This is a genomic window from Aliiglaciecola sp. CAU 1673, assembly GCF_029223185.1.
Taxonomy (GTDB): Bacteria; Pseudomonadota; Gammaproteobacteria; order Enterobacterales; family Alteromonadaceae; genus Bowmanella.
In genome coordinates, this window is sequence record NZ_JARHUG010000007.1 from 199,947 (window position 1) to 211,144 (window position 11,198).

An 11,198-nucleotide genomic window follows, 5' to 3' on the forward strand; every position below is an offset into this window, starting at 1 on the left:
AACCTACCTAAAGGCTAAAATAGCCGCCTCTTTGCCCCGGTTGGGCGATTTTGACGGACAAGCCCATGGCGCAACTTTACTTCTACTACTCGGCGATGAATGCCGGAAAATCCACTTCTCTGCTGCAATCGGCCTACAACTATAAAGAGCGGGGCATGCATGTGGCACTGTTTACCGCCGCATTAGACAACAGGTTTGGCACTGGCATTGTAGCCTCCCGTATCGGCCTCAAATCAGAAGCTCACCTTTACGGCCAGGACAGCCATTTGCTGGAGCAAATCAACAAGCTCAACCGCCAGCAAAAACTGGATTGTATCTTTATTGATGAAGCGCAGTTCCTGACTAAAGAGCAGGTAAAACAGCTGACCTTTGTGGTCGACGAGTTAAGAATTCCGGTACTGGCCTATGGCCTTCGCACTGACTTCGCGGGTGAAACCTTCGAAGGCAGTCACTATCTGTTGGCGTGGGCAGACAAGTTAGTGGAACTGAAAACCGTTTGTCATTGCGGTCGTAAGGCCAACTTTGTGGTACGCATGGATGAGAGTGGACAAGCTGTCCGCGAGGGAGCCCAAGTGGATGTTGGCGGCAACGATAAGTATGTGTCTATGTGCCGTCGTCACTTTACCAGTCTGGTTTGGCAATAGTGGACTACGCCGCCCTGTCACTGTTTATTTTGGTGGGCTGCATTACCCCCGGCCCCAACAACCTGATGATCCTGGCCAGCGGCGTCAATTATGGTATTCGCCCCAGCCTCCCCCATTTGTTTGGCATTAATCTGGGCTTTACCCTGATGGTAATGGGTGTGGGGTTGGGCATGGCAGGAGTATTCGCCCTATATCCTATGCTGCATGAAGTGTTGAAGGTTTTAGGCTCAGTCTATCTGCTGTGGTTGGCCTGGAAAATCGCCAGCGCACCGGTGCAGAGAATCGATATCAAAAAACGTAAACCTTTTAGCTTCTTGCAAGCTGCACTTTTCCAGTGGGTAAACCCTAAAGCCTGGATCCTCGCTACCGGCACGGTTGTCACCTTTAGCCTGGCACATCTGGAATACAGCAGGCAGGTAGTGGAAATTGCAATACTCTACCTGGTCCTTGGCATGCCTTGTACGGCTACCTGGCTTGGCTTTGGCACAGGTCTAAAACGTTTTTTAGCTTCCCCTCCCAGACTTAGGACATTTAATGTCAGTATGGGATTATTGCTGGCCCTGTCACTTTGGCCGGTCCTGGCAGAGCTTTGGCAATTATTTTACGCCTGATCACCAGTAAAAGCCTGCGATCGTCAGGGAATGACAAAACGCTGCTATTATCAATTTATTAGTCACACAAACTCAGACAACGTAAATGGAAAAGCAGCAGTACTTCGCATTTCTCGATTCTCTGCCCTTACCTGCGTTAATTGCCAAACAAATGCCTGAAGATGAACTGAATCAGTCCGTTGAATTTCTCAATCAGGCTTTTATTAATGAGCTTGGCTATACCACCAAAGATATTCCGGATAAAAATCGCTGGTGGGAAAAGGCCTACCCTGACCTTTCCTACCAAAAAGTGGTCGCCAACCAATGGGAATTGGAGCTAGAACTGGCAACAGAGCGTGGTAGTCAGGTGATCAGTATGGACGTATTTATCACCAACAAGAAAAATCAGGAAAAACGATACCGGGTAATCACCGCCCCTAGTCCTATTGGTGCTGATTTTGCGCAAGTCTATTTTATTTACTTGGAATAGTACTAAAGCTGCATTAAGCTAAATGTATACATTTTTTAAGGTGTATACATTTTGTCAAGGCCACTATTTCATGATTTAAGTCTGTCTGCTATCAGTGCCGGATTTATCGCCGTTCTGGTGGGTTTTGCCAGTTCAGTGGCGATTGTGTTTCAGGCGGCTCAGGCAGCAGGGGCCACCGAAGCGATGATGCAATCCTGGATCTTTGCGTTGGGCCTTGGTATGGGACTCACCTGCATTGGCTTTTCCTGGTATTACAAAGCCCCTGTCATCACTGCCTGGTCAACCCCGGGCGCTGCGTTGCTGGCCACCAGCTTACTCAATGTGCCCATAGCACAAGCCATTGGTGCCTTTATATTTGCGGCCTTGCTGACACTCTTGCTTGGACTATCAGGTGCATTCGATAGGCTTAGCAAGCGCATTCCCATGGCCATTGCCAGTGCCATGCTTGCGGGTATTTTGGTGCAGTTTGGCCTGGCCATTTTTACTTCAATGAAAGCCAGCCCGTTATTAGTCGGGATCATGTTAGCCACCTATTTGTTGACTAAAAAATTTGTTCCCCGATACGCCATTATTTTGGTTCTGCTGTCAGGCCTGATAGCAAGCGCTGTCGTTGGAAAGTCGTCATTGGATAGCCTGAGTTGGCAATTGGCGACACCCGTTTGGGTGTGGCCGGAACTATCTTGGTCGGTGCTTTTGGGAGTGGGCTTACCGCTTTTTATCGTGACCATGACCTCGCAGAATATCCCCGGTGTAGCAACATTACGCGCCAGTGGATACGAAAGTGTGCCAGTTTCACCTGTATTGACAGGCACCGGCCTGACTTCCTTGATACTGGCGCCTTTAGGTGGATTCGCCTTTAATCTGGCGGCTATTACCGCAGCCATCTGTACTGGCGCAGAATCCCATCCTGACAAAGACAAACGCTATGTCGCTGGTCTTTCAGCGGGTTTTTTCTATGTATTAGCAGGGCTATGTGGGGCGACGGTAGTAGCGTTGTTTGCCGCCTTGCCCACTGCCATGGTAGCGACACTGGCGGGGTTAGCGCTGCTAGGCACCATTGCCAACAGCCTGGCTCTGGCAACCCAGGAGGTTAAGGATCGGGAAGCGGCGATGGTCACCTTTCTTCTCACTGCATCGGGCGTCAGTTTCTTTGGGATTGGGGCCGCTTTTTGGGGCCTGGTCGGCGGCATGCTGACTTGGTTTTTTATGCGAGCAAAGCCTTGAGTCTCTATCATCGGTTAAAAGAAGATCTTCAGCAGGGGCAATTTATCCCCGGACAGGTGTTAACCCAGAAAATGCTGGCTGAGCGTTATGCTATCAGCCGGATTCCGGTGCGCGATGCAGTAAAAAGGCTGCAAAGTGAAGGGTGGCTGACCCTACATGGCAAGTGCGGGATCAAAGTTCCCGAATTTAACGCCAAGGAGGTGGAAGACATCTACCTGATGCGCATGCATCTGGAGCCGCTGTTGCTGGAATTCGCCCTCCCTTATCTTAATCGCCAGCGTTTAGGGGAAGCCAAAGATCTGCTGGAGGCACTGGATAGTGCAACGGATGCCGCGCAAATTGGCCAATTAAACCAGCAGTTCCACAGTTGCTTGTATCAAGCCGCCGGTCGTCCGGCATTGTTCTCCACCGTTGAAGCACTTAGCCGTCAAGCCCAGCGATATATAGGCTACCAATCACGCTACTTGCAGCATCAACGACAAAGTCAGCAGGAACACTATCAACTGCTGACTTATCTTGAGAACCAAGAAACCGAAAAGGCCCTGGCGTTGCTTAAAAGCCATATCGCCCAAGCAGGCCTCGCGTTGGTGGCCCACTTGCAGGAAAAGAGCTGAGGTTTGCATCTTAATGCAACACAAAGCTGGCGTAGCCCACCACGCGATCTTTGTCAGCGGACACATCACCAGAGCTGCATAGTTTCAATAACTGCGGTTGCCAGCCTTGGGACTGACAATAGGCCAAAGCACCATCTAAGGCATAGGCGCCACAGGCTTGTTGCGGCCGAATATGCTGATCACATTGCAAAATACGACTGACGGTCAACTCATCCAGCTGACGGGCTTCCTCATAGGAATGGAAGTGACTGAGGTCAGTACTGATCACCAATAGGCTGTTCTCAGATAGCGGTAATGATGACAGCACCTGTTTAACCATCTCAGGCGTGGCATGCCCCACCACCATCGGCAATATCTCAAAATCTTGCAAACAACATTGTAGAAAAGGTAACTGCACTTCCAGGCTATGCTCCTGGCGATGGGCATTGTCATCCACACTGACTTGCGGATGGTTAAGTGCCAACTGACGCCATCCCTGATGAATGGAAACCTCACCAAGGGGTGTACTGAAGGCTTCCTGACTTGGTAATGCCAATCCCTGCAATGGCTGGTAGTGACAGGGTCCCAGCAATACTATTTCGCGGAAACGCTCTTGAATCGGAGGAAGGCAAGCATAGGCTTCGGCTGCCACCGCACCGGAATACATATAGCCCGCGTGAGGCACTATCAGCGCCTTGGGCGGGCTTTTAGATATTGGAGGATGTGCTTCAGACAATCTGGCAACTACGGTCTGCTGCAGCTTACGACTGTCCATTGGATAAAACCGCCCGGCAACGGCAGGAGCGCGACAATGCATAAGATCAAAATTCCTGTGAGCAACTATGCTTTAAAACCAGTCTACTTAGTATAGATGTCAGGCAGGAGAGCACCGTGTTGCAAGAGCCACCAGAGCATTTTTCCACACAATACTGGACGGCACTCGAAGATGGACGAGTGCAATGCGATGCCTGCCCCCGACATTGCCAGTTACGTGAAGGCAAACGCGGTACCTGTTTTGTGCGTATGCACCATCAAGGGGAGATTACCCTGACCAGCTATGGTCGCTCCAGCGGCTACTGCATCGACCCGATTGAAAAGAAGCCCCTAAACCACTTTTATCCCGGGTCCCGGGTACTGTCTTTTGGCACTGCCGGGTGCAATCTAACCTGCCAGTTTTGCCAGAATTGGGATATCAGCAAATCCCGAAAAGTGGATACTCTGGCCGACAGCGCTATGCCCGAAGAGATTGCCAAGGCCGCCCAACGCTATGGCTGCGATAGCGTGGCCTACACCTATAACGATCCGGTGATCTTTATGGAGTACGCTATGGATACCGCACAAGCCTGCCATGAACTGGGGATTAAAAGCGTGGCCGTGTCAGCAGGCTATATGTGTGAGAAACCCAGGGAAGACTTTTATCGGCATATGGATGCGGTCAATATTGACCTGAAGGCATTTAGTGAAGACTTTTACCACAAGATTTGCCATGGGCAGTTACAACCAGTGTTGGACACCTTGCTCTACTTAAAGAAAGAAACTGATGTATGGGTCGAAATCACCACCTTGCTTATCCCCGGTGAAAACGACTCCGATCAAGAATTGCACGCCTTAAGCGCCTGGTTTGCAGAACACTTGGGGCCTGATGTGCCCTTACATTTCAGCGCGTTTCATCCCGATTTTAAAATGATGGACAAACCCCGAACGCCCCTAGCAACCCTGCGTAGAGCCAGAAAAATAGCCCTCAGCCATGGTCTGCATTATGTCTATTGCGGCAATGTGCACGACGCAGCCAGTGACAGCACTTACTGCCCCAACTGCCAAAAAGAGGTGATTGAACGGGATTGGTACGAATTAGGCGCCATCCACCTGGATAATCAAGGCCATTGCAACCACTGCGGTACAATTATTGCCGGCCACTTCACCGCTCCCATCCAGGGCTTTGGGCGACGGCGTATACCGGTCAAGCTCAATCAAAGTCCGAATGATTCGGCATTCTAGCTAAAATCTTGCTTATCCTGGGTAAACAAGGATTCAAGCTGTTCGCGTCCACGTTTGCTGCGTTCAATCAGACCAGGCATATCATCCGATTCATCCAATGAACTTTGTAACATGGCCTCATCATGGTGACGGAACACATCCACCATATACTCGGCTTTAGACGAGGAATAACCTTGTGCACGAAGCAGCAGATTGGCCGCCTCCAAACTGCCGCCAAACATCTCTCGCACGATATCCCGGACTCCCAGCTTATGCAGGCTACGCACGGTAATCCGATTTCGGGCGCGGGCAATGATACGGATATGCGGAAACTCCTCGCGCACCAGTTGCGCTATTTTCAGCACCTCATCTTCCCCATCTACAGCAATCAGTAATATTTTGGCGTGCTCTATACCCGCTGCCTTGAGAAGGTCCAGGCGACAGGCATCGCCAAAAAACACCTTATTGCCGAATTGCTCGACGAAGGCTATCTGTTTGGCGTCTTTATCCAAGGCGGTAAAGGAAATATGGTTAGCAGTCAGGATCCTGGCGCTGATCTGGCCAAAGCGACCGAATCCCGCAATCAGCACTTGTGGCTCGTCATCACTGCCCGCCGTGTCGTAAACCGGCGGACATTGTCGACTGTTTACCAACAAGCTGTACAAGATAACCACCGGTGACGTTAAGGCCATGGAAATCCCCACGATGAGACTGACTTTGTCTGCCAAGTCCGGGGCAATCAAGCCGTTTCCGGCAGCTTGGGTCATTACCACGAAAGCAAATTCGCCGCCCTGGGAGAGCATCAGCGCCACCCGCATAGCATCCCCTGACTTTTGCTTTGCGGCCATCAGTAAGCCGGTCATCAACAACGTTTTCAGTGCTATCAATCCGAGGGCCGCCGTTAGGATAAATAGCGGCTCAGATACCAGTAGTCCGAGATCCAGATTCATACCGATTGCGATAAAGAACAGTCCTAACAGCAGACCTTTGAAAGGCTCGATTTCGGTCTCAAGCTGATGCCGAAAACTGGAGTTTGCCAGCAGCATCCCAGCCAGAAAGGCACCCATCCCCATGGACAAGCCTGCCTGCTCCATGGCCAGGGCGGTGGCGATCACAATCAGCAGCGCCGCCGCCGTCATTACTTCTTCACTGCCATAACGAGCCAAGATACGCAGCAGCGGATTGAGCAGATAGCGCCCGGCCAACAGCACAAAGGCTATCGCTGAGAGACTTATATACCAGGCTGGTGCAGAGGCATCAGCACTGCCCGCCAGCCCTTCCACCAGCAATAAGATGGGAATTACCGCCAGATCCTGCATCAGTAAAATGGCGAAACCTTGCTGCCCTGGCGGCGTTTTAAGAATGCCCTGCTCTGCCATCAGTTGGATAGCAAAGGCCGTGGAGGAAAGCGCCAATGCCAAGCCAATCACCAGGGATTGCGGCCAGCCCAGAGCAAAAACAAACATCAGTATGGCAAAAAGCAACAAAGCAGAGAGCAATAGCTGCCCTCCACCTGTCAACATGACCGCCTGACGCATCTTCCACAGCTTTTGCGGCTCTAGCTCAAGGCCAATAATGAAGAGCAACAGGATGACCCCAAACTCTGCCACATGCAGAACTTGTTCGGCATCGGCCACCAGACCCAGTGCAGCAGGACCGATAATCACCCCTGCCACCAGATAGCCCAAGATCGCCCCCAATTTCAGGCGCTTAAAGAGCGGCACCGCTATGACCGTTGCAGTGAGATAGACCAATCCTGAAGACAGCAGGCTCATTATTCTTCCCAAATAAGCAAAATTAACCGCCAGCTTATCCCATCATAAAAATGTCCGTTGATCGATAACTACCGATTCACCGCTAAGTAATTGATGACCATAACCGCTTTTATGCTGGGGGGAACATGCCCTTTGAAACTAACTAATTTGCTGACATGCTCTATATTGAGCTCATTCGCATAATTCACCGGGTGCAGCATCGTTGACCAGCTTGTTAAAAAAATGCCCTCTTTGTTTGTACCTGCTTTTGGGCTGTTCAACACTACAAGCTGCAGAGTTGGTTTTCTCAGCACCGGATGAAGCAGCGGTTCAGGAGGTTTCTGAAAGGGTGCTGCGAGAAGCCTATCAAAACATTGGTTACCATATTCGCGTTGAACGCTTGCACAATCCACGGGCTCTGATGCTCTCAAACGCCGGCGAATTCGATGGTGAGCTTTCCAGAGTGAAGGGTATTAGTGCCGAGTTTAAGAACTTGCTACCCGTACCTGCCCCCGTAAATTTTAATGAGGGCTATGCCTTTACCAAGAATCCGGAAATTCAGATAGACGGTTGGGAAAGCCTGCGTCCTTATCGATTGATTTGTGTCATAGGAGTGCAGGTAATACGCCTTGCCATGAGCGAGAGAAATATTGTGTGTCAGTATGTGGCAACCCACGAACAAGCTCTGCAAATGCTGCATCTGAATCGGATAGATATTGCTGTGCTGCCCAAAATTAATGGCCTGCATGCCCTTAGAAAAGAGCAGCTACCCGACATCCGCCTGTCTGGAAATGGGCTCATCAAAGAGGACCTTTATCATTTTCTACACAACAAAAATGCCCATATCTTGCCTGCTATCAGTGACGAACTGGCTCGCATGGCAGCAGCAGGGCGCATCCAGCAAATAAGAGAAAACTACTTGGTAGAGAACAACTTTAACTAAGCAAGATCTCTCTTGTTCTCAAAGCAGATGCTCAAATGCAATTGTTTCAGAGGGGGAACAGGATAGGTTGCAACAGCCTACTGCCATCACGCCACTCAGTTTGAGTGCATAGACAAAAGCGCCAGTGCTGCTAATTCATGGTGACGAGGACAGAATAGTGCCTGTCAAACATAGCCAGGATATGGCCAAAGAACTGCAAAATACCGGTGGAACAGTGCGCTATGTGGAACTGCCAAAAGGCAATCACAGCCTGGAGCTGGAAGAAAACCGCCTACTCACCCTAAAAGAACTGGAAAGCTTCCTCTCGACACACCTTTAAGCTTGATTTGTGGGGCAGCTTTCCTGCCCCACACTTGACAAGCACTGCGCCAAACTGGCTAGCTAGCCCTGTTTTGATTTTGGAAAATATGGCATGCCTATAAATTTTCGTGACAAGCTGAGTCCACTTCGCCCCTATAACCGTAGCGCGCTGGATACCGATACATCACTGGATATCCGCCGTTTGGAAAGGGCGCTGGAAAGTGATCGCGGTCGCATAGTGCATTCGGCGGCCATACGTCGTCTGCAGCAAAAAACCCAGGTTTTTCCCCTTGAGCGCAATGCAGCGGTGCGCTCCCGCCTGACCCACAGTCTGGAGGTACAACAAACGGGGCGTTTCTTAGTGCGCACCTTGTATGACAAGCTGGGTGATGACGCGGCCAACTATGGCCTGGATGGTTTGGAGCGGGCCATCGAAAGTTTGGTAGAAATGGCCTGCCTGATGCACGATGTCGGCAATCCTCCCTTCGGTCACTTTGGTGAAGCGGCGATTTCCAGCTGGTTTCAACAAACCTTACCCAACTTAGAAATATTCAGGGCAGCAGCGGCTGACACCGTTCTTGCTAACGAGTTAGTCATGGATGCCGCCACCTTTGAGGGCAATGCTCAGGCCATTCGCCTGATCCATAGTTTGCTCGGCCTGAACCTGACTTATGCGCAAAGTGCCTGTGTACTGAAATACACCCGTGGCGCACATATGCCCAAGCCGGACAAATCATCGGCGCAAAGCTATCTGCAGAAGAAGCCCGGCTTTTATCTGTCAGAACAAGCCTTTGTTAAAGACATGCAAAACCAATTGGCGCTTGAGTCCGGCTGCCGTTACCCGCTGACTTACCTGATGGAAGCAGCCGATGATATCTCCTACTGCCTGGCCGATATCGAAGACGGTGTGGAAAAAGGCCTGCTTAGCATCGAACGCCTTGCCCAGCTTCTTATCGATGAATTTGATGACCAGCAGGGTCAAGCCGATACGCCATGGCTGACCGGCAAAGGTACTGATAAAAGAAGTTTCCGTCAGGTGATCAGCTCATTGCTGCAGCGGGCGCAACAGGAGCCTATCAACAAGGTGCACGAGTTTTTTGTCTGGCTGCGGGTAAACCTGATCCATCCGCTGGTGCAACATGCCGCACAAAGTTTTATCGATAATATTGAAGCCATCTATCATGGCACCTTAAATCGTGCCCTGCTGGAAGATGACTCGTTGCAACACCGCCTTATCGAGACCTTTAAACGGGTCGCCATCCGTAATATTTTCAGCGTTGCAGAAGTGCAAACCCTGGAACTGCAAGGCTATCGAATTATTACCGAGCTATTGAACCAATATCGGCCTTTGCTTGTATTAAGTGCTGATGATTTCCAGCAGGTCATTAGCGGCGGACATCGGGATCTCCTCATTGAGTCTCGCTTAGCCAAACGCCTGCCCAAAAAACATATCAGTGCTTATCAGTTAGCCGTAAAAGCACACCAACAGGAATCGGCATCGCGTCAAAGACTGTGGGAGGCTTATTATCGTTGCCGCTTGCTACAGGATATGGTCAGTGGCATGACCGATCAATTCGCCCTGGAAGAATATCGCGAATTACTGGCACTCAGCGCATAAGTGCTTAATCAAACACATAAATTTGAGATAACTGGTCTAGTATAGGGGCTTTGCTTATTTCACTCGCTTAGCTAAAACAATAAACAGGAGAAACAGATGAGAAAATTACGTTGGCTGGGACTTGGATTAGCCCTGACCCTGGGCAGTGCCAGTGCCTTGGCCATCAGCCTCGATGATGCTATCAAAGCAGACCATCGCAGTGACGAAAACAAAGCCCGTGACGTCTACCGTCATCCCAAAGAAACCCTGGAATTCTTTGGTATTCGCCCGGATATGACCGTGGTTGAAGTGTGGCCCGGCGCCGGTGGCTGGTATACCGAGATCCTGGCGCCCTATTTACGTGATAAGGGCACCTTTTACGCAGCTCAGTTTGATCCTAATTCCGGCGTGAGTTATTTCACCACTGCGCGAGAAGACTTTGAGAAAAAAATGGCCGCTTCTCCCGCCATTTATGACAAAGTAAAAATCTCTAGCTTTCAGCCCCCACAAATCACCGAGGTAGCCCCTGCGGGTACAGTGGATATGGTGTTAACCTTCCGCAACGTGCATAACTGGTATATGCGTGGCGGCGGCGAAGAGAAATTGCTGGCGGCATTTAAAGGCTTTCACACCGCACTCAAGCCTGGTGGCGTGTTAGGCGTTGTGGATCACAGATTACCTGCTGCGCGTTCTGCCAATGATCAGGAACAAAGCGGCTACATGTTGCAGGACTATGTGATTAAAATGGCTGAAAAAGCCGGATTTAAACTGGTTGATCAGTCAGAGATAAACGCCAATCCCAAAGACATCGCCAATCATCCGAAGGGCGTGTGGACTCTACCTCCACGTCTGGCATTGGGTGAACAAGACAAGGACAAGTATCTTGCTATTGGCGAAAGTGATCGTATGACATTGAAGTTTGTTAAAGAATAATCTTGTTTCGGTAGGCGCCTTTTAGGCGCCTCAGATTGATGATAAACCCCACCATTTTGGTGGGGTTTTGTTTTTTAGGGCCATCCAGTGAGTTTTCCGTGGCTCCTTACCTATTGATGGGATCGGCTGATTTTTTCTTAAGCGTGATTGAGG

At 50.3% G+C, this 11,198-nt stretch carries 12 protein-coding genes; 10 read left to right on the forward strand and 2 right to left on the reverse strand.

Annotation, left to right across the window (positions count from 1 at the left end; all coding sequences use genetic code 11):
* Positions 1-65: 65 nt before the first annotated feature.
* From P2G88_RS09040 to P2G88_RS09060, 5 genes are all read left to right on the forward strand, one after another.
* Positions 66-644 carry a thymidine kinase gene (locus P2G88_RS09040; RefSeq protein ID WP_275795536.1) on the forward strand — a complete coding sequence of 193 codons (579 nt, stop codon included), beginning with the start codon at positions 66-68 and terminating at the stop codon, positions 642-644.
* Positions 608-1,255: a LysE family translocator gene (locus P2G88_RS09045; protein WP_275795537.1), complete on the forward strand. Its 648-nt coding sequence runs from the start codon at positions 608-610 to the stop codon at positions 1,253-1,255. The genes P2G88_RS09040 and P2G88_RS09045 overlap by 37 nt, the downstream gene beginning before the upstream one ends.
* Positions 1,256-1,340: 85 nt before the next feature.
* Entirely contained in the window at positions 1,341-1,724 is a 384-nt protein-coding gene (locus tag P2G88_RS09050; protein WP_275795538.1) for a hypothetical protein, read from the forward strand.
* Between the two features lie 51 nt (positions 1,725-1,775).
* Positions 1,776-2,948 (forward strand): benzoate/H(+) symporter BenE family transporter, encoded by a 1,173-nt coding sequence (locus tag P2G88_RS09055; protein ID WP_275795539.1) that lies wholly within the window; start codon positions 1,776-1,778, stop codon positions 2,946-2,948.
* Complete coding sequence (locus P2G88_RS09060) at positions 2,945-3,562, forward strand: GntR family transcriptional regulator (protein WP_275795540.1); 618 nt, start codon at positions 2,945-2,947, stop codon at positions 3,560-3,562. Before P2G88_RS09055 ends, P2G88_RS09060 begins: the two co-directional genes overlap by 4 nt.
* 10 nt (positions 3,563-3,572) lie before the next feature.
* Here the strand turns inward: P2G88_RS09060 and amrB are convergent, their stop codons facing one another.
* Positions 3,573-4,358, reverse strand: a complete 786-nt coding sequence (amrB, locus tag P2G88_RS09065; protein WP_275795541.1) for an AmmeMemoRadiSam system protein B — start codon at positions 4,356-4,358, stop codon at positions 3,573-3,575.
* 74 nt (positions 4,359-4,432) lie between these two features.
* Here amrB and amrS point away from each other — a divergent pair, with 74 nt between their 5' ends.
* A complete protein-coding gene (amrS, locus tag P2G88_RS09070; protein WP_275795542.1) occupies positions 4,433-5,539 on the forward strand; it encodes an AmmeMemoRadiSam system radical SAM enzyme in 1,107 nt (368 codons plus the stop codon).
* Here the strand turns inward: amrS and P2G88_RS09075 are convergent.
* Complete coding sequence (locus tag P2G88_RS09075) at positions 5,536-7,293, reverse strand: monovalent cation:proton antiporter-2 (CPA2) family protein (RefSeq protein ID WP_275795543.1); 1,758 nt, start codon at positions 7,291-7,293, stop codon at positions 5,536-5,538. The genes amrS and P2G88_RS09075 overlap by 4 nt on opposite strands.
* A 202-nt stretch (positions 7,294-7,495) precedes the next feature.
* Between P2G88_RS09075 and P2G88_RS09080 the strand changes: the two genes are divergently transcribed.
* The 4 genes from P2G88_RS09080 to P2G88_RS09095 all read left to right on the forward strand — a co-directional run bounded on the left by P2G88_RS09080 (position 7,496) and on the right by P2G88_RS09095 (position 11,045).
* Entirely contained in the window at positions 7,496-8,215 is a 720-nt protein-coding gene (locus tag P2G88_RS09080; RefSeq protein WP_275795544.1) for a transporter substrate-binding domain-containing protein, read from the forward strand.
* Positions 8,216-8,339: 124 nt separating this feature from the next.
* On the forward strand, positions 8,340-8,534 hold the full coding sequence (locus P2G88_RS09085; protein WP_275795545.1) for a prolyl oligopeptidase family serine peptidase: 195 nt from the start codon (positions 8,340-8,342) through the stop codon (positions 8,532-8,534).
* 93 nt (positions 8,535-8,627) lie between these two features.
* Entirely contained in the window at positions 8,628-10,133 is a 1,506-nt protein-coding gene (gene dgt, locus P2G88_RS09090) for a dGTPase (protein ID WP_275795546.1), read from the forward strand.
* A gap of 96 nt (positions 10,134-10,229) precedes the next feature.
* Entirely contained in the window at positions 10,230-11,045 is an 816-nt protein-coding gene (locus tag P2G88_RS09095) for a methyltransferase (RefSeq protein WP_275795547.1), read from the forward strand.
* Positions 11,046-11,198: the final 153 nt, after the last annotated feature.